At 65.5% G+C, this 24,459-nt stretch carries 22 protein-coding genes; 15 read left to right on the top strand and 7 right to left on the bottom strand.

The genetic code is table 11. The features are described 5' to 3' along the window. Positions 1-28 precede the first annotated feature (28 nt). The 5 genes from smpB (at position 29) to BDW16_RS01025 (ending at position 6,045) form a co-directional block, all read left to right on the top strand. On the top strand, positions 29-511 hold the full coding sequence (smpB, locus tag BDW16_RS01045; protein WP_066575278.1) for an SsrA-binding protein SmpB: 483 nt from the start codon (positions 29-31) through the stop codon (positions 509-511). A 43-nt stretch (positions 512-554) separates the two neighbouring features. Continuing rightward, positions 555-1,076, top strand: a complete 522-nt coding sequence (locus BDW16_RS01040) for a DUF2062 domain-containing protein (protein ID WP_066575275.1) — start codon at positions 555-557, stop codon at positions 1,074-1,076. Positions 1,077-1,148: 72 nt separating this feature from the next. After that, positions 1,149-3,197, top strand: a complete 2,049-nt coding sequence (locus tag BDW16_RS01035; protein ID WP_066575273.1) for a M13 family metallopeptidase — start codon at positions 1,149-1,151, stop codon at positions 3,195-3,197. 68 nt (positions 3,198-3,265) lie between these two features. Beyond that, positions 3,266-5,653 carry a response regulator gene (locus tag BDW16_RS01030; RefSeq protein ID WP_066575270.1) on the top strand — a complete coding sequence of 796 codons (2,388 nt, stop codon included), beginning with the start codon at positions 3,266-3,268 and terminating at the stop codon, positions 5,651-5,653. 41 nt (positions 5,654-5,694) lie between these two features. Continuing rightward, on the top strand, positions 5,695-6,045 hold the full coding sequence (locus BDW16_RS01025; RefSeq protein ID WP_066575260.1) for a response regulator: 351 nt from the start codon (positions 5,695-5,697) through the stop codon (positions 6,043-6,045). 1 nt (position 6,046) lies between these two features. Here the strand turns inward: BDW16_RS01025 and BDW16_RS01020 are convergent, their stop codons facing one another. The 3 genes from BDW16_RS01020 to BDW16_RS01010 form a co-directional block, all read right to left on the bottom strand. Beyond that, positions 6,047-6,565: a phosphoribosyltransferase gene (locus tag BDW16_RS01020; RefSeq protein ID WP_066575258.1), complete on the bottom strand. Its 519-nt coding sequence runs from the start codon at positions 6,563-6,565 to the stop codon at positions 6,047-6,049. Next, positions 6,565-7,581: an adenosine deaminase gene (locus BDW16_RS01015; RefSeq protein WP_066575256.1), complete on the bottom strand. Its 1,017-nt coding sequence runs from the start codon at positions 7,579-7,581 to the stop codon at positions 6,565-6,567. The genes BDW16_RS01020 and BDW16_RS01015 overlap by 1 nt, the downstream gene beginning before the upstream one ends. Before the next feature lie 91 nt (positions 7,582-7,672). Then, positions 7,673-8,230 carry a DNA-3-methyladenine glycosylase I gene (locus BDW16_RS01010; RefSeq protein ID WP_066575254.1) on the bottom strand — a complete coding sequence of 186 codons (558 nt, stop codon included), beginning with the start codon at positions 8,228-8,230 and terminating at the stop codon, positions 7,673-7,675. Between the two features lie 142 nt (positions 8,231-8,372). On the opposite strand from BDW16_RS01010, the gene recA reads away from it, so the two are divergent. From recA to BDW16_RS00995, 3 genes are all read left to right on the top strand, one after another. Next, a complete protein-coding gene (gene recA / locus BDW16_RS01005) occupies positions 8,373-9,452 on the top strand; it encodes a recombinase RecA (RefSeq protein ID WP_066575252.1) in 1,080 nt (359 codons plus the stop codon). Between the two features lie 245 nt (positions 9,453-9,697). Continuing rightward, positions 9,698-10,228: an FKBP-type peptidyl-prolyl cis-trans isomerase gene (locus BDW16_RS01000; protein WP_241230502.1), complete on the top strand. Its 531-nt coding sequence runs from the start codon at positions 9,698-9,700 to the stop codon at positions 10,226-10,228. Positions 10,229-10,380: 152 nt separating this feature from the next. After that, positions 10,381-11,022 carry a glutathione S-transferase family protein gene (locus BDW16_RS00995; RefSeq protein WP_066575714.1) on the top strand — a complete coding sequence of 214 codons (642 nt, stop codon included), beginning with the start codon at positions 10,381-10,383 and terminating at the stop codon, positions 11,020-11,022. Here BDW16_RS00995 and BDW16_RS00990 read toward each other — a convergent pair. Continuing rightward, on the bottom strand, positions 11,013-12,380 hold the full coding sequence (locus BDW16_RS00990) for a dicarboxylate/amino acid:cation symporter (RefSeq protein ID WP_066575250.1): 1,368 nt from the start codon (positions 12,378-12,380) through the stop codon (positions 11,013-11,015). The two genes, BDW16_RS00995 and BDW16_RS00990, sit on opposite strands and share 10 nt — an antisense overlap. Positions 12,381-12,452: 72 nt before the next feature. Between BDW16_RS00990 and BDW16_RS00985 the strand changes: the two genes are divergently transcribed. From BDW16_RS00985 to BDW16_RS00965, 5 genes are all read left to right on the top strand, one after another. Then, the gene (locus BDW16_RS00985) at positions 12,453-13,703 is read left to right on the top strand and encodes a M24 family metallopeptidase (protein WP_066575713.1); all 1,251 of its coding nucleotides are present in this window, start codon (positions 12,453-12,455) and stop codon (positions 13,701-13,703) included. 87 nt (positions 13,704-13,790) lie between these two features. Further along, complete coding sequence (locus BDW16_RS00980) at positions 13,791-14,258, top strand: ASCH domain-containing protein (RefSeq protein WP_125958820.1); 468 nt, start codon at positions 13,791-13,793, stop codon at positions 14,256-14,258. Between the two features lie 49 nt (positions 14,259-14,307). Next, positions 14,308-16,968 carry an alanine--tRNA ligase gene (gene alaS, locus BDW16_RS00975; protein WP_066575241.1) on the top strand — a complete coding sequence of 887 codons (2,661 nt, stop codon included), beginning with the start codon at positions 14,308-14,310 and terminating at the stop codon, positions 16,966-16,968. After that, complete coding sequence (locus BDW16_RS00970; RefSeq protein WP_125958821.1) at positions 16,943-17,320, top strand: hypothetical protein; 378 nt, start codon at positions 16,943-16,945, stop codon at positions 17,318-17,320. Before alaS ends, BDW16_RS00970 begins: the two co-directional genes overlap by 26 nt. Positions 17,321-17,347: 27 nt before the next feature. Next, positions 17,348-19,162, top strand: coding sequence for a DUF885 domain-containing protein (locus BDW16_RS00965; protein ID WP_066575711.1), 1,815 nt, complete (start codon positions 17,348-17,350; stop codon positions 19,160-19,162). Here BDW16_RS00965 and BDW16_RS00960 read toward each other — a convergent pair. Together BDW16_RS00960 and BDW16_RS00955 are read right to left on the bottom strand one after the other, a co-directional pair. Beyond that, a complete protein-coding gene (locus BDW16_RS00960; RefSeq protein WP_066575237.1) occupies positions 19,159-20,931 on the bottom strand; it encodes a cation:proton antiporter domain-containing protein in 1,773 nt (590 codons plus the stop codon). The genes BDW16_RS00965 and BDW16_RS00960 overlap by 4 nt on opposite strands. 134 nt (positions 20,932-21,065) lie before the next feature. Next, a complete protein-coding gene (locus BDW16_RS00955; protein ID WP_066575230.1) occupies positions 21,066-22,289 on the bottom strand; it encodes an NADP-dependent isocitrate dehydrogenase in 1,224 nt (407 codons plus the stop codon). Positions 22,290-22,572: 283 nt separating this feature from the next. Here BDW16_RS00955 and BDW16_RS00950 point away from each other — a divergent pair, with 283 nt between their 5' ends. Beyond that, the gene (locus tag BDW16_RS00950; RefSeq protein WP_066575228.1) at positions 22,573-23,304 is read left to right on the top strand and encodes a phosphatidylserine decarboxylase; all 732 of its coding nucleotides are present in this window, start codon (positions 22,573-22,575) and stop codon (positions 23,302-23,304) included. Further along, complete coding sequence (locus tag BDW16_RS00945; RefSeq protein ID WP_066575226.1) at positions 23,301-24,059, top strand: CDP-alcohol phosphatidyltransferase family protein; 759 nt, start codon at positions 23,301-23,303, stop codon at positions 24,057-24,059. The genes BDW16_RS00950 and BDW16_RS00945 overlap by 4 nt, the downstream gene beginning before the upstream one ends. Positions 24,060-24,236: 177 nt before the next feature. On the opposite strand, the gene BDW16_RS00940 is transcribed toward BDW16_RS00945, so the two are convergent. After that, a complete protein-coding gene (locus BDW16_RS00940; RefSeq protein WP_066575222.1) occupies positions 24,237-24,455 on the bottom strand; it encodes a hypothetical protein in 219 nt (72 codons plus the stop codon). Positions 24,456-24,459 lie beyond the last annotated feature (4 nt).

The following is a 24,459-nucleotide window of genomic DNA, read 5'->3' as shown; positions in this document are numbered from 1 at the left end:
CGTCGCACGGGCCTACATCGCGCGTCCCATGGCTCGCCCGCGTCCCACCGAATTCGACAAGAAGAAGATCGTCGCCGAGAACCGGAAGGCGCGCTTCGAGTATTTCATCGAGGACGTGTACGAGGCCGGCATCGCGCTTCAGGGCACCGAGGTGAAGGCGCTGCGCTTCGGCGAGGGATCGATCGCGGAAAGCTATGCCGAGATCCGCGGCGAGCAGGCGTGGCTGGTCAATGCCAACATCCCCGAATTCAGCCACGGCAACCGTTTCAATCACGAGCCCAAGCGGCCCCGTAAATTGCTCCTTCATCTGCGGCAGATAGAAAAGCTGCACGGCGCGGTGGCGCGCGAGGGGATGACCCTGGTGCCGCTGTCGATCTACTTCAATTCGCGCGGCCGCGCGAAAGTGGAGCTGGCGCTGGCGAAGGGCAAGAAGACTCACGACAAGCGCGAGTCGATCAAGGAGCGTGACTGGAAGCGTGAACAGGGAAGGCTCCTCCGCGACCGTGGCTGAACGGAGCTTCTGGGACCGGGTACGGGCATGGGCGGACCGCAACATGCCGACCCGCGAAAGCCTGGAGGCAAATCGCTTCCTGCGCCCGGTGGCGCATCGCGTGCTGGCGCCGGAACTGTGGCGCTTCACCCGCCGATCGGTGCCGCGCGGCGTTGCGCTGGGGATGGTGACGGGCATCATGATCCCGGTCGCGCAGATCTTCTTCTCCGCGCTGCTGGCGCTCCCGTTCCGGGCCAATATCCCGGTCGCGTCGCTGACGACGTTCCTGACCAACCCCTTCACCACGCCGCCGCTCTGGGCATTCGCCTATTGGGTCGGACGCAAGATCCTGCATTTCGATGCGACCGTTCCCGGGCAGCCGATCGCCACGCATGTGGCGAACGACAGCTGGCTGAACTGGCTGTGGTCGGAGGCGGGACCAGCGCTGATTACCGGGCTGGTGACGATCACGATCATTTCGTCGATCCTGGGCTATGTGATCAGCGCCGTGGGCTGGCGGTTGTGGATCGCGAACAAGTGGCGCAAGCGGAAGAAGGAACGCGCGGCGGCGATTGGCGGCCAGTAACACGCGAGACTTGATCGAGCGTATCATCGGCGTAAGACACGCGCATTCCGACTCCTGCTTCATAGGTGCACGATGCGTCTTCTCGTTACTTCGATCCTTCTTGCCGGCACCGCGATCGCGGGCACGGCGACCGCGCTTTCGGCGCGTGAGGCACCGGCTCCGGCCGCCGAAACCGGCTCGAAGCCGCAGCTCGGCACCTTCGGCTTCGACGAGAAGGGCATGGACAAGACCGCCGCACCCGGCGACGACTTCTACACCTTCGCCAACGGTGCCTGGGCGAAGGGCACGCCGATCCCGGCGGACAAGTCCAACTATGGCATGTTCACCGTGCTGGACGACCTGTCCAAGCAGCGCGTGCGCGGCATCCTCGACGCGGTGAAGGGCGACGCGAACAGCGCGATCGGCCGCGCCTATACCAGCTATCTCGACACGGCGACGGTCGAGTATCGGGGGCTGGCGCCGATCAAGCCGTGGCTGACGAAGGTCAAGGCGCTGGACAGCAAGGCCGGCTATTCGGCGCTGGTGGTCGAGGCGACCAAGATGGGCATCAGCGGCCCCTTCGGCGCCTATGTCGGCCAGGACGACAAGCACCCTGAGCGCTACATCTACAGCATCTATCAGGGTGGCACCGGCCTGCCCGATCGCGACATGTACCTGCTCGACAACCCCAAGATGGCGTCGATCCGCACCGCCTATGTCGCGCATCTCGCGAAGATGCTGACGCTGGCGGGCGAGGACAATGTCGAGGCGCGCGCCAGGGCTGTAATGGATCTCGAGACCCAGATCGCCAAGGTTCAGTGGACCCGCGAGGACGTGTCGGATGCGGTCAAGGGCTACAATAAGTTCACGCTTGCGCAGACCGCGCAATTCTCCAGCCCGACGCTCGACCTGCCCGCGATACTGAAGGCGACCAGCCCGAAGATCACCGAGGTGCTGATCGGTCCGCCGAGCGCACTGAAGGGTACCGCCGAAATCCTCGACAAGGCGCCGATCGAGGTGCTCAAGGACCAGATGTTGCTGCGCAGCCTGGGCAGCCTCGCAAACTATCTGCCCGATGAGATCGCGAACGAGAATTTCGCTTTCTACGGCACCACGCTGCAAGGCACCCCGCAGCGCGAGGAGCGCTGGAAGCGCGCGGTGAGCTTTACCGAGGGCGTGCTGGGCGAGGAAGTCGGCAAGATCTACGCCGAGCGCTATTTCCCGCCGGAGTACAAGGCGGAAATGAACAAGCTGGTCGCCAACGTGCTCGATGCGATGGGCCGGCGGATCGATGCGCTCGAATGGATGCAGCCCAAGACCAAGGCGCGCGCCAAGGCGAAGCTCAAGAACTTCACCGTCAAGGTCGGCTATCCCGATCGCTGGCGCGACTATACCGGGCTCGAGGTCAAGGCGGACGACCTGTTCGGCAATGCGGTCCGCTCGAACCAGTTCGACTATCAGTACATGCTCGACAAGCTGGGCGGCCCGGTGCGCAAGTGGGAGTGGGGGATGCTGCCCCAGACCATCAACGCCTATGCCAATTTCGGCATGATGGAGGTGGTGTTCCCGGCCGCGATCCTGCAGCCGCCCTTCTTCGACCCCAAGGCCGATCCCGCGGTCAACTATGGCGGCATTGGTGCGGTGATCGGGCATGAGATCAGCCATCACTTCGACGATCAGGGTGCCAAGTATAACGAGAAGGGCGAGCTCGCCGACTGGTGGACTCCGGCCGATACCAAGGCGTTCGAAGCGGCCAGCAAGGCACTTGTCGCTCAGTATGACGCCTATGAGGCGTTGCCGGGCGAGCATGTGAAGGGCGAGTTCACGCTGGGCGAGAATATCGGCGACCTTGCCGGCCTGACCATCGCCTATGACGCCTATCAGCATTCGCTGAAGGGCAAGAAGGCGCCGGTGATCGACGGATTCAGTGGCGATCAGCGCTTCTATCTCGGCTGGGCCCAGATCTGGCGGCGCAACTATCGCGAGGCCAATCTGCGCGCGCGCCTGCTGACCGATCCGCACAGCCCGTCGATCCAGCGCGCCTGGGTCGTTCGCAACCTCGATCCCTGGTACGGAGCATTCGGCGCCAAGGAAGGGCAGAAGCTGTATCTGGCTCCGGCGAAGCGCGTTCGCATCTGGTGAGCGCAACCTGTGTCTCCGGCTGGCGCTGAACGCTTGACCGGAGCGCAGGGGAGCGGAAAAGGGAGGTAATGGCCTCGCGTCGCGCTCCCTTCGCCAGTGACCCCCGTTCCGCCGCGGCGCCGCTGATCATCGCGATCGCGGCGGGGGCCGCGGCGGCGGGGATCGTGCTGTTCCTGACCGGTTCGATCATGGTTGCGGCGGGGTTCCTTGCCGCGGCGCTGGCGATCGCAGGGATCGCCTACCTCCTCGTCAGGCTCTGGCCGGTGGCGAAAGAGGAGGAACCGGTCGTCGACTGGTCGGTCGCGCACACGCTCGCCTCGATGAGCAACGATGCGCTGGCGGTCACGGATCGCGCCGGACGGCTGGTCTGCGCGAACGAGCGCTTCGGAACTCTCTTTCCCACTTATCCCGCACCCCCCGGCGTCGTTCCCGGCGAGTGGGTCTCGGCGCAGCTCGGCACCGCCGGGCGCACGGCATGGCGTGACGGTCAGGCGTCGAGCGGCGCGTTCGACGCTGCGGGAACCAAGCTGACTGCCCACATCACTCGTGTAGGCGATTCGATGCTGGTTTGGCGCTTCGCCGGCACCGATGTCGTCGATCTCGCCAAGCAGGCTCAGGCGCTGGTCGCGGGCAGTTCGGGCGACCGGCTGGGCAGCGCAGGCATCATGATGGCCCTGCTGGGTGCCGACGGGCGCGTCCGGGCCGCCAATCGCGTCACCCGCCAGCGTGCGATGGGCGACGAGAATGCGATGATCGAGGGACGCGACTTCACCCGCTTCCTGATCACCGACAATCTCGGCATCGTCCGGTTCGAGCGCGAAGGCCTGTCGGGCACCCCGCTGCGCGTGCTGGAGATCCCCTTTCTCGATGGCGACAATGCGCCGATGCTCGTCGCGCTGCTCGATGACGAGCTGGCGATCCCGCAGCCGGCGATCGGCGATACCGCCGGCGCGCATGTCCGGTCACTGATCTCGCTCCTGCCCTCAGGCATCGCCCTTGTCGGCAGCGACGGGCGCTTCGTGCACATGAACGACGCCTTTGTCCGCGCCGCCCACGTCAACCAGGCGAACCCGCCGATCTATCCCGGCGATCTGGTGGTGCGCGAGGACAAGGCCGCACTGGCCGACGCGATCCGCCGGTTCGCCAGCGGCGCGGCGCATTCCGCCGACATGACCGTACGGTTCGCCGAGGCGCCAGACGAGGGCGTCGCCATCTCGATCGCGGCCGCCCGCGGACTGGGCGAGGCGGCGGTGCTGCTCAGCCTGCGCGACGCGGGCGAGGAGGGGCGCTTGAAGCGGCAGGTGGCGCAGGCGACCAAGATGCAGGCCGTGGGCCAGCTCGCCGGCGGCGTCGCGCACGACTTCAATAACATCCTGACCGCGGTGATCGGCCATTGCGACCTGATGCTGATGCGCCACGCGCCCGGCGACAGCGACTATGACGATATCCAGCAGATCCTGATCAACTCGAACCGTGCGGCTGCGCTGACCCGTCAACTGCTTGCCTTCTCGCGCCAGCAGACGTTGCGGCCGCAGGTGCTGCAGCTGCCGGACGTGATCTCGGAAGTGTCGAACCTGCTGAAGCGCCTGCTCGGCGAGACGGTCGAGCTCGTGGTGAACCATGGCCGCAACCTCGGCCCGGTGCGCGCCGATCCGGGGCAGCTGGAGCAGGTCGTGGTCAACCTCGCGGTCAATGCGCGCGATGCGATGCTGACCAAGAGCCCCAATGGCGGCGGCACGCTGACGATCGAGACCTTCGGGGTCCCGGCGCATGAGGTGCGGGCGATGGACGAAGATGTTCTCCCCGTCGGCGACTATACTGCGCTGCGCATCTCGGACACCGGCACCGGCATCTCGGCCGAAGTGCTCGCGCATATCTGGGAACCCTTCTTCACCACCAAGGAAGTGGGGAAGGGGACCGGCCTCGGCCTCTCGACCGTCTATGGCATCATCAAACAGTCGGGCGGGTTCATCTTTGCCGAAAGCCCGAAGGGCAAGGGTGCGGTCTTCACCATCTATCTGCCGGTCGACACGGCGGGCGACGCATCGGCCAAGGCCCCGGCGGCAAAGCCCGTGCAGGGCGATCTGTGGGGCAGCGGCACGATCCTGCTGGTCGAGGACGAGGCGATGGTGCGCACCGTCGCCGAACGCGCGCTGGCCCGGCAGGGCTATACCGTGCTGACCGCCGAGAATGGCGAGGCTGCGCTGGAGCTGCTCCAGACCAGCGCCAAGCCCGATCTGCTCATCTCCGACGTGGTGATGCCGACGATGGACGGGCCGACGATGGTGCGCCACGCGCGCAAGCGCTACCCCGACCTCAAGATCATCTTCATGTCGGGTTACGCCGAGGAGCAGCTGCGCAAGTCCATCGACCTCGACAATGTCGCGTTCCTGCCCAAACCCTTTTCAGTCCAGCAACTTGCGGAAGCCGCGCGCGCTGCGTTGACCGCGAAATAAGGGGTTGGTGAAACCTGGCTTCCTCGGCTAGTTCGATCGCAATGACCGTGCATACCCGCATCCTTGTCGTCGAAGACGAGCCGCTGATCGCCATGATGCTCGAGGATTATCTGGATATCCTCGGCCGGCAGGTGGCTGGCGTCGCCGACAGCGTTTCGACCGCGCTCCCGCTGGTCGCGGCAGGCGGGATCGACGCGGCGATCGTCGACGTGAACCTGAACGGTGGCGAAAAATGCTGGCCGGTCGCCGATGCGCTGGCGGCGGCGGGCGTTCCGTTCGTGGTCGCGACGGGCGGCGGCGACGACATGATCGTGGAAGGGCACAAGCACCGGCCGATCCTCGCCAAGCCTTTCACGATGGATGCGATCGAGCAGGCACTGGCCGGCCTCTAGGCTAGGCGATCCGGTCCGGCATTTCGGCAGCGTCCGCGGCGATCGATGCCGCCGGGGCGACCGCTTCCCACGGGAACACGAACCAGTCCTTGGTCACCGTGCGATCGATCGCGCGCGCGGCATACTCGACGCGCTGGCTGGACGTCGCGTTGTCGAGCAAGGTCGCGAACCGGACCGCACCGGGCGTCGCCCCCGCCGCAGCGAGCTTCGTGCGCAGCTTGGCGATGGTCGCGCCGCTATCGTTGATATCGTCGAGGAAGAGCAGCTTCTCGCCGGCCCGGGTACGCTCCGCCAGCCGCTCGAGCGGGGCGTCGGCGAAGTCGTGGACCTGCGAACTGTGATCGACCGAGAGCATCGGCATGCCCGTCGCGTGGCTCAGATAGACCGCAGGCGAAAGTCCGCCGCGGCCGATGCCGATGATGAAATCGGGCTTCCAGTCGCGATCGGCATGGATAGCGGCAGCAATCGCAAGCACGTCGGCGACGAGCTGCTCGTGCGAAATGGGAGTGAAGACCGGCATCAGTTCGCCGCCACGAATGCATCGAGCTGGCCGAGATACGCCGCCTTCGTTCGCTCATCGAGGAACGAGCCGGTAAAGCTGTTGCGCGCGAGCCTGGTCAGTTCCGCCTTGCCCAGCCCGCGCGCCGCCGCGACCGCCCGGTAATTGTCCGCGACATAGCCCCCGAAATAGGCGGGATCGTCCGAATTGACCGTAGCGGCGAGGCCGTGGGCAAGCATTCGGTCGAGCGGATGGTCGGCCATATCGTCCACCACGCAGAGCTTGTGGTTCGAAAGCGGGCAGACGGTCAGCGTCATCCCCTCATCGGCCAGCCGCCTCACCAGCGCGGGATCCTCCAGGCTGCGATTGCCATGGTCGAGCCGGTCGATCCTGAGGATATCGAGCGCCTGCCAGACATAGTCAGGCGGCCCTTCCTCCCCGGCGTGCGCCACGCGCTTGAGGCCGAGATCGCCAGCCGCGGCAAAGACGCGTGCGAACTTCTCGGGCGGGTGGCCGACTTCCGACGAATCGAGGCCGACCCCCTCGATCCGGTCAAGCCAGGGTTCGGCTGTCTTGAGCGTGGCGAAGGCCGCCTCCTCGTCGAGGTGGCGCAGAAAGCAGAGAATCAGCTTCGAGCTCAGGCCATGCCGTCCCTCTGCATCGCGCATCGCGGCGAGCAGCCCGTCCGCAACGACCTGGAACGGGATGCCGCGATCGGTATGGGTCTGCGGATCGAAGAAGATCTCCGCATGCACGACCCCGTCCGCCGCAGCGCGCGCGAAATAGGCATCGGCCAGGTCATAGAAATCCTGCTCGGTCCGCAACACCTCTGCCCCGGCATAATAGATGTCGAGGAAGTCCTGCAGCCGGCTGAAGCTGTAGGCGGCGCGCACCGCCTCGACGCTGTCGAACGGGATCGCCACCTTGTTCCGCTTCGCCAACGCGAACATCAGCTCGGGTTCGAGGCTCCCCTCGATATGCAGGTGAAGTTCGGCCTTGGGCAGGCCGGCGATGAAGGCGGAAAGATCGTCGTTCATGGCCGTGCAGGATCGCGCGAACGCAGCCGCGGGGCAAGCGTCAGGCGTACGCTCCTTAAACGTTGCGTGAACGGCTTAGCGTCAACCCCGTTCAGACCTGATCGCGACGGAAGCAGTGGACGGCATGATCGTTGACCATCCCGACCGCCTGCATCCAGGCATAGACGATCACCGGTCCCACGAACTTGAAACCCCTTGCCTTGAGTGCCTTGGAAATGGCTTCGGAGGTTGCGGTTTTCGCGGGAACGCTCTCGCCATCGCCCTTCATCGGCGCGCCGCCGGCAAGGCTCCATGCCCAGTCGCCGAAATCCTCGCCCCGCTCGGCAAAAGCGAGATAGGCGCGGGCATTGCCGATCGCGGCCTCGATCTTGGCACGGGCGCGAACGATGCCGGGGTCGGCCATCAGCCGCTCGACGTCGTCAGGGCCGAACGCGGCGACCCTGACCGGGTCCCATCCGGCAAAGGCGGCATGAAACCCGTCGCGCTTCTTCAGGATCGTCGACCAGGACAGGCCAGCCTGGAATCCTTCGAGCATCAGCGTTTCCCACAGCAGCCGCGAATCGCGGACGGGAACACCCCATTCGGTGTCGTGATAGACGGTGTCGAGCGGGTTGCTCTGAGACCAGCGGCAGCGTGTCGGTTCGGTCAATTGCTTCCTCCAGGGAGATGAGAACAAAAAATGATTGTTCCACTCTTGTTCTAGTGGAACAAATGCTATACGCAATCATCAACATTGTGATGACAGGCCTGTTGAAGGCGGGGCGTAAAGCCTCTAGCGACGGAGACTTCGGATGGCAGCTTCCCTCAAGGTGATCGACGGAAACATGGCGATTTCTTCGGATAAACAGAAGGCGCTCGACGCCGCACTCGCGCAGATCGATCGCGCGTTCGGCAAGGGCTCGGCGATGAAGCTCGGCTCGAAGGAGACGATGCAGGTCGAGGCGATCTCGACTGGTTCGCTCGGGCTCGACATCGCGCTCGGCGTGGGCGGCCTTCCGCGCGGGCGCGTGATCGAGGTCTATGGCCCGGAAAGCTCGGGCAAGACCACGCTGGCGCTGCACGTGATCGCCGAGGCACAGAAGAATGGCGGCGTCGCCGCGTTCGTCGATGCCGAACATGCGCTCGACCCCGTCTATGCCAAGAAGCTGGGCGTCAACATCGACGAGCTGATCGTCTCACAGCCAGATACCGGCGAGCAGGCGCTGGAGATCACCGACACGCTGGTGCGGTCGAACGCGATCGACGTACTGGTGGTGGACTCGGTCGCTGCGCTGGTTCCCCGCGCCGAAATCGAGGGCGAGATGGGCGACAGCCATGTCGGCCTGCAGGCGCGCCTGATGTCGCAGTCGCTGCGCAAGCTGACCGGCTCGATCAGCCGGTCGCGCTGCATGGTGATCTTCATCAACCAGCTGCGCATGAAGATCGGCGTGATGTACGGCAATCCGGAAACCACGACCGGCGGCAACGCGCTGAAATTCTACGCCTCGGTCCGCCTCGACATCCGCCGCACCGGCCAGATCAAGGATCGCGACGACATCATCGGCAACGCGACCCGCGTGAAGGTGGTGAAGAACAAGGTCGCCCCGCCGTTCAAGCAGGTCGAATTCGACATCATGTATGGTGAAGGCATCTCGAAGATCGGCGAAATCCTCGACCTCGGCGTCAAGGCCGGGCTGGTCGAGAAGGCGGGTGCGTGGTTCAGCTATGACAGCATCCGCATCGGTCAGGGGCGCGAGAACGCCAAGACGTTCCTCAAGGAGAACCCTGAGGTCTGCAACCGGCTTGAGACTGCGATCCGCAGCCGCACCGCGCAGGTCGCCGAAGAGATGATGACCGGCCCCGATGCCGAGGACGAGGGTTCGGAAGACTGACGGAACTGACGAAGATGACAGTTTGAATGCCGTTCCGCGTAACTTCGTGAACTTCGAGGGGCCTGGCGGAACGGTAACAGGATTGGGCCGCGCCGTATCGTGATGAGCGGCGGCGGTCACGGGACTCGCTTCCCATCGGAAGGCCCGGCGCCCCACGCGCCGGGTCTTTCGGCTTGGTAGGAACGGAGCGATTGAGTAGCTGTGCGGGCGAACGGCTCGCGAACCGGCGTGAGCAAGGGGGCCGGGTGAGCAAGGGGAGGGCGGAGTTGGTGCTGAGTTTCTCGAAATCGCTTCTGTTGAGCTGCGCGATTGCAGCAGGGGCCGACGCGGCTGCTGCTCAGGATTCCCCTCAACCCGATCACTCGCAGGATGTCGCTTGGCAGAATCGCCAGATGCTGGCGCTGGCCGAGCGTCACGGAGCAAAGGGCTGGCATGTCACTCCGAGCGGGCTGCGGTGGCGCCGGATCGCGGGAGACGGCAGCGGCCAGCGGCCCGGCCCGCTCGATCGGGTCACCGTCCACTATACCGGCACCTTCAGCGATGGTGTCGAATTCGACAGCTCGGTCAAGCGCGGCCAACCGGCGACTTTTCCGCTCAATCGCGTCATCAAGGGCTGGCAGGAAGGCGTCCAGCTGATGGGCATCGGCGACAAGGTGGAGCTCGCGATTCCGCAGGAGCTGGCCTATGGCCCCAATGGACGCGGACCGATCCCGGGCCGCGCAACGCTGTTGTTCACCGTCGAGTTGATCGGCATCGATGCGGCCGGCGGTTCCTGAGAAACCGGGTGGAGGACAAGGCCGGTCCACCGCTTTCGCTTGCCGTGCCTGCCGTTCTGTGGAGCTGCAGGTGGTCGACCGTCTGATTTGACGCTGGCCATCCTCGGCCGGGCAGTGCAGCCTTGCATGATGTCAACGAGGATGCCCGGCCGATGATCACCGTCCACCATCTGGAAAATTCACGTTCGCAGCGCGTGTTGTGGCTGCTCGAGGAGCTCGGGCTGCCCTATCGAATCGAGCGCTACCAACGAAACAAGGCGACGATGCTCGCCCCGCCCGAACTTCGTGCGGTGCACCCGCTCGGCAAGTCGCCCGTGATCGTCGACGACGAGGCGGATGGCGGCCTTGACCGCACCATCGCGGAAACGGGCGCGATCATCGAGTATCTGGTCGAGAAGGCCGACGGGCGGCTCGGGGCGCCGGCACATCGCGACGCGGTGCTGCGCTATCGGCATTTCCTTCACTATGCCGAGGGCTCGCTGATGCCGCCGCTACTGGTCAAGCTGGTGCTGGGCCGTGTGCCCTTGCTCGGCAAGACCGCGCAGAAGAAGATTCAGCCGATGATCGACGTGCATCTCGACTATGTCGAGGCGCACCTCTCGCAGCATGACTGGTTCGCCGGAGACGATTTCAGCGCGGCGGATGTGATGATGAGCTTCCCGCTCGAAGCGGCACGAAGCCGGGCGGGGCTCGATGCCTCACGCCCGGCGACGATCGCCTGGCTGGCCAGGGTGCATGCGCGGCCTGCCTATCAGGCCGCGCTCTCCGCAGGCGGGCCCTATGCCTATGCCTGAGAGCCGCCCGCCGGGGGTTTGCCGAACTCGCTGAAGCTTTGCTCGTCCACCGCGGGGCCGCCGCCGGTAGGTGCGTGGGGCGGCTCGATATCGGCGGGTTCGATGGGATCGAGGCGGCCGCCTTCCCATTTCGCCACCACGGCGCTCGCCACCGCGTTGCCGACGACGTTGGTCGCCGAGCGGCCCATGTCGAGGAAGTGATCGATACCGAGGATGAGCAGCAGGCCGGCTTCCGGAATGTCGAAGAAGCCGAGCGTGGCGGCGATGACGACCAGGCTGGCGCGGGGCACGCCGGCAATGCCTTTGCTGGTGATCATGAGCACCAGCAGCATCGTGATTTCCTGACCCAAGGTCAGATCGATGCCATAGGCCTGCGCGATGAAGATCGTCGCGAAGGTCATGTAGATCATCGAGCCGTCGAGGTTGAAGCTGTACCCCAGCGGCAGCACGAAGCTGGCGATGCGCGGCGGTACGCCGAAGCGGTCGAGTGCCTCCAGCGTTCGCGGATAGGCGGCCTCGGACGATGCGGTCGAGAAGGCGAGGAGCAGCGGATCGCGGATGTAGCGGACCAGCAGTCCGGTACGCTTGCCGACGATCAGATAACAGACGCCGATCAGCAGCGCCCAGAGCGTAAACATTGCGATGTAGAACGTGCCCATGAAGTAGGCGAGGTTGCCGATGATCGCCGGGCCGCGCTCCGCCAAAGTCCCCGCCACCGCTGCGAACACCGCGATCGGAGCGAAGCGCATGACGTAGTTCGTCACCTGCAGCATCACATGGACCAGTGCCTCGACCGCGCTGACCAACGGCTTGGCCTTCTCGCCCACCGCCGTGATCGCGACGCCGATGAACAGCGAGAAGATCACGATCTGGAGGATTTCGTTCTTTGCCATCGCCTCGATCCCCGATGCGGGGAAGACGTGGGTGAAGAAGTCCTTGAGGTTGAAGGCAGCCTTCTCGACGCCGCTGGTGGCGTCGACCGGTGGCAGCGGGAAGTTGAGGCCGACGCCGGGCTGGAACAGATTGACGAGAATCAGTCCCAGCGTGAGCGAGACGAGGCTGGCGCAGATGAACCAGGCGACTGCGCGGCCGCCCACCCGGCCCAGCGCGGCTGTGTCGCCCATATGCGCGATACCGGCGACGAGGGTGGCAAAGACCAGCGGCGCGATGATCATCTTGATCAGGCGCAGGAAGATCGTCGTGACGATCGAGAAATAGCCGGCGACGGTCTTCAGCTCGGCTTCTGCGCCCGCCGAATCGGCGCCGAAGCTGTTATGGATGCCGTAATGGAGCCCAAGGCCCACGATCGCGCCCGCCACGAGCGCAATCAGGATGAATGTCGTCAGTTTCTTGGCCATTGGGCTCCCCTCTTTGCGGCGCCTAGACAGGGGATTGCGGCGCGCGGGTCAAGAGCCGTATCGCTGGTGATCATGATCTTGTCCCGCCGAACACTGCTCGCCGCCGCCGCCGCGGCTCCCCTCGTTGCTCATGCTAGAGTCCCGCAGAGGGCAGAACCCTCTGCTGCGGACCTGAAAAATATCACGGCGGATGCGATCCCGATCGGGCCGGAGGAACGCCGTGTGCGGCTTGCCCGGGCGCAGGCGCTGATGAAAGCGAACGGCATCGGCGCGGTGCTGATCGAGCCCGGGTCGAGCCTGCTCTATTTCACAGGCGTGCGCTGGGGGCGCAGCGAGCGGCTGACCGCAGCAGTGATCCCCGTCGAAGGCGATCCGATGATCGTTACCCCCTTCTTCGAGGAGCCGTCGGTCCGCGAATCGCTGGGCGTTCCGGCGCAAGTGCGGGTGTGGCAGGAACATGAAAGCCCGTTCGCGGTGATCGCGGGCTGGCTGCGCGAGAAGAGGCTGCAGAACCACCGCATCGGGATCGAGGAAACGGTACGGCATTTCGCGGTGACCGGCCTGGCTCAGGCGATCGGCGATGCACGCCTGATCGTTTCCGCCAATTCGGTCGTGCGCGGATGCCGGATGATCAAGACCCCGGCCGAGATCGCTCTGATGCAGAAGGCTGCGGATGTGACGATGGCCGCCTATCGCTGGACGCACCCGCAGGTTCAGGCGGGGATGACGCCGCAGGACATCGCCGCGCTGATGAGCGCGGCGACCCGCAAGCTCGGCGGAGAGGTGGCGTTCAACCTGATCCTGCTGGGCGAGGCGTCGGCCTATCCGCACGGCACCGGCAAGCCGCAGCGCGTGGCGAAAGGCGAGGTGGTGCTGATGGACTGCGGCGCGCGGGTCCATGGCTATGAAAGCGACATCTCGCGCACCTTCGTCCATGGGGAAGCCACGGCCGAGCAGCGCAAGGTGTGGAGCGAGATGAAGCGCGGGCAGGAAATCGCCTTTGCCGCAGCCCAGATCGGGACGCCGGCAGGTGCTGTGGATGACGCGGTGCGGCGCTACTACAGCTCGCTTGGTTACGGGCCGGACTACAAGCTGCCGGGTCTGTCGCACCGCACCGGGCACGGCATCGGTATGGACGGGCACGAACCGATCAACCTGGTGCGCGGCGAGACGACGAAGCTGGCCGCGGGCATGTGCTTCTCCAACGAACCGGGCATCTATCTGCCCGGCAAATTCGGGGTGCGGCTGGAGGACTGCTTCCATATGACCAAGACGGGACCGCGCTATTTTTCCGAACCGCAGCCAGCGATCGACCGGCTCTGACCGATGCTGTTCCGCCGCGATACTCTGGAGGGCGTTGCGAACGAAACCATCACCCTTGCGTTTCGCCGGTGGCGTAGCGCGGCGGCTGTGACCGGTGGCACGCAGCGCACAGCCCACGGTGTGGTGCGATTTGGACTGGTCGAGCGTATCGAGCTCATGGCGATCGATGCGGAGGAGGCGGTCGCGGCTGGCTATGCGGATCGCGATGCCCTGTTGCGGGAGTTGAACAGCCGCCCCGGCGACCTGTACCGGATCGAACTGGCGGGAATCGACGAAGACCCCAGGGAAGCACTGCGTGAACAGGCCGATGTCGATCCCGACATTCCGGCCTGGCTCGTCCGGATCGACTGGGCGCTGCCGATCCTGAGGGCCATCGATCAGGCACCCGAAGTCCGCGCGGCCGATATCGCCGAACCGCTGGGGATGCCGCGCGACCGGTTCAAGGCGCGGGTGCGGGAACTCAAGAATCGCGGCCTTACGATCTCGCTCGAGACCGGCTATCGGATCAGTCCACGTGGTGCCGCTGCGCTCGCGAAACTGTCTCGATCAGCCTGATCGCACCGTTTCGCTTGAGCGAAGGCGATCTCGCCCCTAAGTCGGCGCGATGACTTCGACCAACGATATTCGCCGCAGCTTCCTCGACTATTTCGAAGGCCAGGGGCATGCGCGCGTGCCCTCGGCGCCGCTGGTGCCGCACAACGATCCGACGCTGATGTTCGTCAATGCGGGCATGGTGCCGTTCAAGAATGTGTTCACCGGTCTGGAGACGCGGCCCTATTCGACCGCGGCGAGCAGCCAGAAGTGCGTTCGCGCGGGCGGCAAGCACAACGACCTCGACAATGTCGGCTATACGGCGCGCCACCACACCTTCTTTGAAATGCTGGGGAATTTCAGCTTCGGCGACTATTTCAAGGAACAGGCGATCACCCATGCCTGGACGCTGCTGACCAAGGAATGGGGCCTATCGCCCGACAAGCTGACCGCGACCGTCTATCATACCGACGATCAGGCGTTCGATCTGTGGAAGAAGATCGCGGGCCTGCCCGAAGAGCGGATCATCCGCATCGCCACCAAGGACAATTTCTGGGCGATGGGATCCGATGGGCCGTGCGGGCCGTGCTCGGAAATCTTCTACGATCATGGCGACCATATCTGGGGTGGCCCTCCGGGAAGCCCCGAGGAAGATGGTGATCGCTTCGTCGAGATCTGGAACCTCGTCTTCATGCAGTATCTGCAGGAGAATGACGAGATCGTCAGCGAACTGCCCAAGCCCAGCATCGACACCGGTATGGGGCTGGAGCGTGTCGCGGCGGTGCTCCAGGGGGTCCACGACAATTACGATATCGACGTCTTCAAGGCGCTGATCGCAGAGAGCGGTGCCCTGACCGGCGCGTCGACCAAGGGCGAGCATCAGGCGAGCCACCGCGTGATCGCCGATCATCTGCGCTCGGCCGGCTTCCTGGTCGCCGACGGCGTGCTCCCCGCGAACGAGGGCCGCGGCTATGTGCTGCGCCGGATCATGCGCCGTGCGATGCGTCACGCGCATATCCTGGGTGCCAAGGAACCGCTGATGTACCGCATGGTGCCGTCGCTGGTGGCCGAGATGGGCGGAGCCTATCCCGAACTGGTGCGCGCGCAGCCGCTGATCGAGGCAACGTTGCTGCAGGAGGAGACCCGCTTCCGCCAGACGCTGGCGAACGGCCTCAAGCTGCTCGACGAGGCAACCTCGGGCATGGGCGAGGGCGATACGCTGTCCGGTGAAACCGCGTTCAAACTCTACGACACCTATGGCTTCCCCTACGACCTGACCGAGGACGCGCTGCGCCCGCAGGGCATGGCGGTGGATCGCGAGGGCTTCGACGCCGCGATGAAGCGCCAGAAGGATGCCGCGCGCGCTGCCTGGAAGGGCTCGGGCGCCAAGGCTTCGGACGACGTCTGGTTCGACATCGCCGAGGAACTCGGCGGAACCGAGTTCACCGGCTATACCGCCACCGATGGCGAGGGCCAGGTAGTCGCGCTGGTCAAGGACGGTGCGCGAGTCGACAAGGCGGGGCCGGGGGATGAGGTGTTCATCCTCACCAACCAGACCCCCTTCTATGGCGAGAGCGGCGGCCAAATGGGCGACGCGGGTGTCATCAGCGGCGACAAGGTGAAGGCCGTCGTGAGCGACACCAGCAAGCCGCTCGGCCGTCTGCACGCACATCATGCCAGGATCGAGAGTGGCGAGCTTGCGGTCGGCGATACAGTGAAGCTGGCGATCGACGTGGCGCGCCGCGACGCGATCCGCGCCAACCATTCGGCGACCCACCTGCTGCATGCGGCGCTGCGCAACCGCCTGGGCGGGCATGTGACGCAGAAGGGCAGCCTGGTGGCGCCCGATCGCCTGCGCTTCGACTTCTCGCACCCCTCGGCGCTGAGCGCACAGGAGATTGCGGACATCGAGGCCGAAGTGAATGCCGAGATTCGCGCGAACGAGACCGTCAGCACCCGGCTGATGACCCCGGACGATGCAGTTGCGGCGGGTGCGCTGGCGCTGTTCGGCGAAAAATATGGCGACGAGGTGCGCGTGCTCTCGATGGGCCGCCAGACCGACAAGCGCTATTCGGTCGAGCTGTGCGGTGGCACCCATGTCCGCGCCACGGGCGACATCGCGGTGTTCAAGATCATCAGCGAAAGCGCGGTGTCGAGCGGCGTCCGCCGGATCGAGGCGCTGACCGGCGAGGCGGCGCGGCTGTGGCTGGCCGATCGCGATGCCAAGCTGCGCGAGGTGGCGGCGAGCCTCAAGACCTCGCCCGACGAGGTGGCGGCGCGCGTGGTCGCGCTGATCGAGGAACGCCGCAAGCTGGAGAAGGAACTGGCCGAGGCCAAGAAGGCGCTTGCGCTGGGTGGCGGTGCGGGTGCCGCGGCGCCCGCCGGGCCGGAGCAGATCGGCGGGGTCAACTTCGTCGGACAGATCCTCGACGGGCTCGATCCCAAGGCGCTGCGCGGTGCGGTGGATGAGGCGAAGGGCCGGATCGGTTCAGGTGTGGTAGCTTTTGTCGCGGTAAATGAAGGGCGTGCAGCGATTGCGGTCGGCGTCACCGACGACCTGACCGGGAGCCTGAGCGCCGTAGAACTCGTCAAGCGTGGCGTTGCCGCGCTGGGCGGGCAGGGCGGCGGCGGGCGCCCGGACATGGCACAGGGTGGCGGGCCGGAGGGCAATAACGGCCCGGCCGCGATCGAAGCCGTGAAGGGGGCGCTTGCCGAGGAGAAAGAAGCTGCCTGACCGTGTTTTCCTGACCGCCGCCGCCGCTGCGGTCCTGTGCGTTAGCCCCGGCGTTTCGGCGCAGGGGAAGGTGCCGCCCTATCCCGAGGCGCTGCGCTGCGCGGCGTTGACCAATGCCGCCGCGAAGATCGGTAAGGGAACGCCGCAGGAATCGGCGCTGTTCGATCACACGATCTTCTGGGGCATGGCCGCCTCCGATGCCGGTCGCGCGGCCGGCAAGAACGCGAAAGCGGTCGAGGCCGAAGTGGCGCGCGATGGCGCGGCGGCCGAAGCGCGGCTGCGTGCGCAGGACGGCGCGACAAGCGCTGCGCTGGCGGCGTGCGTGCGCCAGGTGCCCGCGCTCAACAATTGATTTGATGGAGTGATAAGCCAGATGCCGATGCGCCGCCGTTCGTTCGTTGGTTCGGCTGGCGCTGCGGCGCTGGTTGCCGCGCTTCCCGCCACCGCACGTCAGGCGAAAGCGGCCGGCAGCGCGGACGCGAAGTTCCGCGTCCTGCTCGACAAGATCTTCGAGGATCGCCTGACCGAAAGCCCGGAAGGCGCGACATCGCTCGGGCTCGATACCGGCAAGAACGCAGCGCTCAAGTCTCAGCTTTCAGGTCGTACCCTGGCGGACGACGCGCGCGATCTGGCCCGTTCGAAACGCGAACTGGCGATGGTTCGGGGTTTCGCACCGGAGACATTGGGCGAGGACGCCCGGCTGGATCAAGACGTTGTCACCTATCAGCTCGAGCGCAGCATCGCCGGGCGGGAGCAGTTCACCTATGGCGATAGCGGCGGCCGCTTCGTCCCGTTCCGCCTCAGCCAGCTGAGCGGCGCCTATCGCGAGGTGCCCGATTTCCTCGACACCCAGCATCGCGTGAAGGACGCGGTCGATGCCGACGCTTATCTGGCGCGGCTCGGCGCGTTCGCGAACGTCATCGACCAGGAAACCGCGCGCCAACGGGCCGACGCGGCGCGGGGCGTATTCGCGCCTGACTACATCCTCGACACGACGCTCAAGCAGTTCGCGGCGCTGCGTGAGAGGCCAGCGGCGGAGACCGGACTGGTCACCAGCTATGCCGCCAAGCTCAGGGCCGCGAACCTCCCGCCCGAGCGCGCGGCGCAGGCCGCGAAGATCGTGGCGGAGAAGGTATTCCCCGCGTTCGACCGTCAGCGCGCGCTCGTCACCGAGTTGCGCGGCAAGGCGGTGCATGACGCGGGCGTCTGGCGGCTTCCCGACGGCGAGGCCTATTACGCGGCGGCGGCCGAGGCGGCGACCACGGTGCGCATGACCGGCGACGAGATCCACAAGCTGGGCCTTGAGCAGGTCGCGGAGATCAGCGCTCGGATCGATACGATCCTGAGATCGCAGGGGATCAGCGAGGGGACGGTCGGTGCTCGCCTGGTGGCGCTCAACGAACGGCCCGATCAGCTCTTCCCGAATACCGATCCGGGCAGGGAAGCGCTCCTCGAAACACTGCGCGCGCAAGTGCGCGCGATGGAGAAGCGGCTACCCGAGCAGTTCGCGAGCCTGCCCAAGGCACCGGTCGAAGTTCGTCGTGTGCCGCCGTCGATTCAGGCGGGGGCGCCGGGCGGCTATTATCAGGCCGCGACGCTCGATGGCTCACGCCCGGGCATCTACTATATCAACCTGCGCGACACGTTCGACCGGCCCAAGTTCGGGCTGGCGACGCTGAGCTATCACGAGGCGGTGCCGGGCCATCACCTTCAAGTGATGCTGGCGCTCGAATCATCGGCCATCCCGCTGATCCGCCGCCGCGGCGGCTTCAGCGGCTATAGCGAGGGATGGGCGCTCTATACCGAGCAGCTCGCCGACGAGATGGGGATGTACGAGGGCGATCCGCTGGGGCAGGTCGGCTATCTCCAGTCGCTGCTGTTCCGTGCGACGCGGCTTGTCGTCGATAGCGGCATGCATGCCAAGCGCTGGAGCCGCGAGAAGGCGACCGACTATTTCATCGCCACCACCGGCATTGCCCGTGGCCGCAGCCAGGGCGAGATCGATCGCTACACCGTCTGGCCGGGCCAGGCGTGCAGCTACAAGATCGGGCATACCGTCTGGGTCGAGTTGCGCGACGAAGCCAAGGCGAAGGCTGGCGCCCAATGGGATCCCCGCAAGTTCCACGACGTCCTGCGCAAGGGCGCGATGCCGCTCGACGTACTGAAGCGCGTGGTGCGGGCGCGGATGGGTTAAGCTTCGGCCTTGCGCGCCCGCCGCAGCCGCGGCTCGCGTTCGAGGCCGGCGGCTTCCTTGATCTCCTTGCGCATCTCGTCGCGTTTCTCGTGGATCGACGCGATCACCGGCCCGACCGCGACGCCGAGATCGACGAGCACGGCCTCAGAGAGCTGAAGCGAGCTTTCGAGCGTTTCGGGCACCGCATCGGTGGCGCCGGCCTTATAGAGCTCGGCGGCATGGGCAGTGTCGCGGGCGCGGGCGATGATCGGGATCGTCGGAACCCAGTTGCGCACGCGGCGGGTGAGGCGGACGGTGAGGACCGGATCGTCCATTGTCAGGATCAGCGCATCGGCATGGCCGAGGTTGAGCCGATCGACCAGCTCGCTGCGCGCGACGTCGCCGAACATCACCGTATAGCCTTCGCGCCGTGCCTGAGCGACGCCATCAATGTCCGCATCTACGGCGACATAGGGCTTGCCATGCGCTTTCAGCATGTCCGCGACAGTGCGGCCGACGCGGCCGAAGCCGATGATGACGGTGCCGCCGGGCGTGATTTCAGGATTGGCGGCGATGTCCGCATCCAGATCGCGCTCCTCGATCTTCCGCGAGGCGAAGCTGCCGGCCTTCGCCAGCAGCGGCGTAACGGTGAGGCCGATCGCGGTCACGGTGGTCCAGAAGGCGGCAGTGGACGGCTGAATCAGCCCTGCAGTCGCCGCGACGCCAAGCACGATGAGGGTGGTTTCCGATGGGCTGGCCATCAATACGCCCGCCTCGGCCGCGGTCCCGGTCCGCGCGCCGGACAGCTTGAGCAGGGCAACCGTGACCGCAACCTTGATCGCCATCACGCCGAGGATCGCGGCGAGCAGCAGCGACCAGTCCTGCATCACCATGCGCAGGTCCAGACGCATGCCCACCGTGATGAGGAAAACGCCGAGCGCCAGTCCCTTGAAGGGCGCGGTAATGACCTCGACCTCGCTGTGATACTCGGTCTCCGCGATCAGCAGGCCGGCGAGCAGCGCGCCGACGATGGGCGACAGGCCGACCGCGGTGGTGGCCATGCTGGCAACGATAACGACCAGCAGACTCGCGGCGAGGAACAGCTCGGGCGACTTGGTTCGCGCGGCCTGGGCGAACAGCCGGGGCAGATAGAGCCGTCCGCCGACATAGAGGATGGCGACCACGATCGCGCCGCGGCCAAGCACCCCCGCGAGTTCGCCAATCCCCGCGTCCGCTGCCGCAGGCGCCAGCGCGCCGAGCAGGAAGATGATCGGCACCAGCGCCAGATCTTCGAAGAGCAGCATTGCGAAGGCCGAGCGGCCGACCGCGCTGGTGGTCCCGGCGATAGGCAGGACAAGCGCGGTGGAAGAGAGGGCCAGCGCCAGCCCCAAACCCAACGCACCGGTCCAGCCCTGTCCGAGGAAATAGAGCCCCGTACCGATCAGCAGCCCGGCACCGAGCAACTCGGCGGCGCCCACCCCGAACACGAGCGTCCGCATCGACCATAGTCGCTTGAAGGAGAGCTCGAGGCCGATCGAGAAGAGCAGCAGGATGATCCCGAATTCGGCGAAGGGCTCAATCGAATGAGGGTCGGTGATCGTGACATAATAGAGCCACGGGAGCTGTGGAACGAGTTGGCCGAGGCCCGCGGGGCCGACCAGCGCACCGACGAGGATGAAGCCGATCACCGGACTGATCCGGAAGCGGGTGAAGGCAGGGATGACCAGCCCCGCGGCACCCAGAATGACAAGGGTATCGCTGAATGTGTGGTTGGTCAGATCAAGCGCCATGGCCGCACTCTAAACGGCGGGTGCCAGATTTGTCATCGGCCGCGGGGGCGATTTTTCGCCGGTGCAGCAGAAAGTAAAAGGCCCGGACGTCGATCGCGACATCCGGGCCCTAATATTCACATCTTTTAAGTGGCTTACTGCCAGCTTGCCATTTCGGTTTCGAGGTTCTCGCGGATCGCTTCGAAGAACTGCTCGGTGGTCATCCAGGGCTGGTCCGGACCGATCAGCAGCGCGAGGTCCTTGGTCATCTTGCCGCTCTCGACGGTCTCGATGCAGACGCGCTCCAGCGTCTCCGCGAACTTCACCACTTCGGGCGTCTCGTCGAACTTGCCGCGGAACTTGAGGCCGCCGGTCCAGGCGAAGATCGAGGCGATCGGGTTCGTGGAGGTCGCCTTGCCCTGCTGATGCTGGCGATAGTGGCGGGTGACGGTGCCGTGCGCCGCCTCGGCCTCGACGGTCTTGCCATCCGGCGAGAGCAGCACCGAGGTCATCAGACCGAGCGAACCGAAGCCCTGCGCAACCTGGTCCGACTGAACGTCGCCGTCATAGTTCTTGCAGGCCCAGACGAACTCGCCCGACCATTTTAGCGCCGAGGCGACCATGTCGTCGATCAGGCGGTGCTCATAGACGATGCCTGCCTCGGCGAACTTCTCCTTGAAGCCCTCATTGTCGAACACTTCCTGGAACAGGTCCTTGAAGCGCCCGTCATAGGCCTTGAGGATGGTGTTCTTGGTCGACAGATACACCGGCCACTTCAGGTTGAGACCGTAGTTGAACGAGGCGCGGGCGAAGTCGCGGATCGAATCGTCGAGATTGTACATCGCCATCGCGACGCCCGAACTCGGGAAGTTGAACACCTCACGGTCGATCACCTCACCGTCGGCGCCCTCAAAGACGAGGCGCAGCTTGCCCGGACCGGGGATCTTGACGTCGGTCGCGCGATACTGGTCGCCGAACGCGTGACGGCCGACGACGATCGGCTTGGTCCAGCCCGGGATGAGGCGCGGGACGTTCGAGATCACGATCGGCTCGCGGAACACGACGCCGCCCAGGATGTTGCGGATCGTGCCGTTGGGCGACTTCCACATTTCCTTGAGGTTGAATTCCTCGACGCGCGCCTCGTCCGGGGTGATCGTGGCGCACTTAACGCCGACGCCGAATTCCTTGATCGCGTTGGCGGCATCGACCGTGATCTGGTCGTTGGTCTCGTCGCGCTTCTCGACGCCGAGGTCGTAATATTTGAGGTCGATGTCGAGGTACGGCTTGATCAGGCGCTCACGGATCCATTCCCAGATGATCCGCGTCATTTCGTCGCCGTCGATCTCGACGACCGGGTTCTTGACCTTGATCTTCGCCATGCTCGCTTTCCTGTTCGTGAGGGAGGTTTGGCGGTGCGTCTAGGAGGAAGGGGCGGGGGGATCAAGGGCGGCTGCAATTCGCGTACGCAAGCGTTCAGCCGGTTGGCAATGTTGCCGCCAAGCGAATTTTTGGGTGGCAACAAGCGCGCATGCGATTGTGGAGCGGCCAGCGCTTATCTTCGCAGTGCGAGCACCGCAGGCGGAAACCCGCATTGCATGTCGCCCACAGACAAAGTGCGGCGAGCGATTGTCATGCGGCGGCGAACCCGGCTAAAGCCCGCCCATGCCTTCATTAGACAAGCCACCCGTCGTCACCAACACGGTCAAATGGCGCTGGCCCGCCGTACACCCCGAAGGACGCAAGTACGTCCTGATCTCGGCAGCGGTAACGATGCTGTTCCTGTTCGCTATCTGGGACGAATTGGGCTTCCTGCTGATCGGCGTGACGATCTGGGTCGCCGCCTTCTTCCGCGACCCGGTCCGCGTGACGCCGCAGGCCGAGGGGCAGATCATCTCGCCCGCCGACGGGCTGGTCACGATGATCGAGCGCGTACCCGTACCGCGCGAAATCGCGGGGCCGGAAGGGCTGAACGAAGAGACGCGCGTGCGCGTTTCGATCTTCATGAGCGTGTTCGACGTCCACATCAACCGCACGCCGGTGGCCGGAACGATCCGTCAGGTCGTCTATATCGCCGGCAAGTTCCTCAACGCTGACCTGGACAAGGCGAGCGAAGAGAATGAACGCCAGCACTTCGTAGTTGAGACGCGCGATGGCCTGCGCGTCGGTTTCACCCAGATCGCCGGTCTCGTCGCGCGCCGCATCGTCACGTTCGTAAAGCCCGGCGACATGGTCGCGGCCGGCCAGCGTATCGGCTTGATCCGCTTCGGCAGCCGCGTCGATGTGTTCCTGCCCGATGACTATGCGCCGCAGGTCGCGCTCGGCCAGCGGTGCGTCGCCGGTGAGACGGTGGTCGGCCGCAAGGGCGCGATTGCTGCGGAGGGCGTGGCGCAGTGAGTCTGAAGCCGCGGCCCCTGCGGCGCGGCATCCCGCTGCGCACCATCGCTCCCAACGCGATCACAGCATTGGCGCTGTGCTCCGGCCTGACCGGCGTGCGCTTCGCGATCGCGCAGGACTGGGAGCGCGCGGTTCTGATGATCATGCTCGCCGCTGCGCTCGACGGAATCGACGGCCAGATCGCACGCATGGTTCGCGGCGAGAGCAAGTTCGGCGCGGAGCTGGACAGCCTGTCCGACGCGATCTCGTTCGGGGTCGCGCCGGCGCTGATCCTGTATCTGTGGGCATTGATGCATGTCCCCAAGCTGGGCTGGATCGTCGCGCTGCTCTATGCCGTGTTCTGCGCGCTTCGGCTGGCGCGGTTCAATTCGCAGATGGACACCGAGCAGCCGCGTAAGCTGGCCGGATATCTGACCGGAATCCCGGCGCCCGCGGGCGCTGCGCTGGCGATGCTCCCCCTCTATGTATGGCTGTGGAGCGGCGAGGAGCTGGCGCGTTCGCCCTGGATCGTCACGCCCTGGGTGGCATTCGTCGGCCTGCTGATGGTCTCCAGCCTTGCCACCTATTCGTGGAAGTCGCTGCGCTTGCGCCGCAACGTCCGCTTCGAGGCTCTGGTGGTGCTGGCGATCCTGCTTGCCGCATTGGTTACCGCGCCCTGGCAGACCCTGACGGTGCTGTGCGTGAGCTATCTGGCTACGCTGCCGTTCAGCGTGCAGGCCTATCGGCGAGGACGCGCGTCGTCGCCGTCAGTTTAGCGTGCTGATCCCGGCCGGGGTGCATCTTATCCAAGGCTGAGATCGGGGCTGTCATCGACGCGGAAGCTCAGCGGCGCTTTGACGCGGCTTCCGATCTTGAGCGCCTGGGGCAAGCAGATCGCGCGGAAATCCACCGGCGGGAAGCGCAAACCGCCAGGCGCTACGCCGTCTAACTCCTCAGGCAGCTGCGCGGAACTGGCCGGCGCCCATCGGTGTGGCCGCTGAGGAGCGGATCGCGCGGACACGCGGGGCCACCGCAGGAGCGAGGGCCTGGACGGTCTCGCCGGTCAGCAGCGCGCGCATATAATCGAGGCGCGGCGCGATCGTGATCCACATCGACCAGATCGAAACCGCGATGGCGGTGGTGAAGAGCAGGGCGACGAGCAGTGCGGTCATGTGA

Source organism: Sphingomonas koreensis (genome assembly GCF_002797435.1).
In the GTDB taxonomy this organism is placed as follows: Bacteria; Pseudomonadota; Alphaproteobacteria; order Sphingomonadales; family Sphingomonadaceae; genus Sphingomonas; species Sphingomonas koreensis.
The sequence above is the reverse complement of the archived record's forward strand: the minus strand, read 5'-3'. Positions and strand labels throughout refer to the sequence as shown.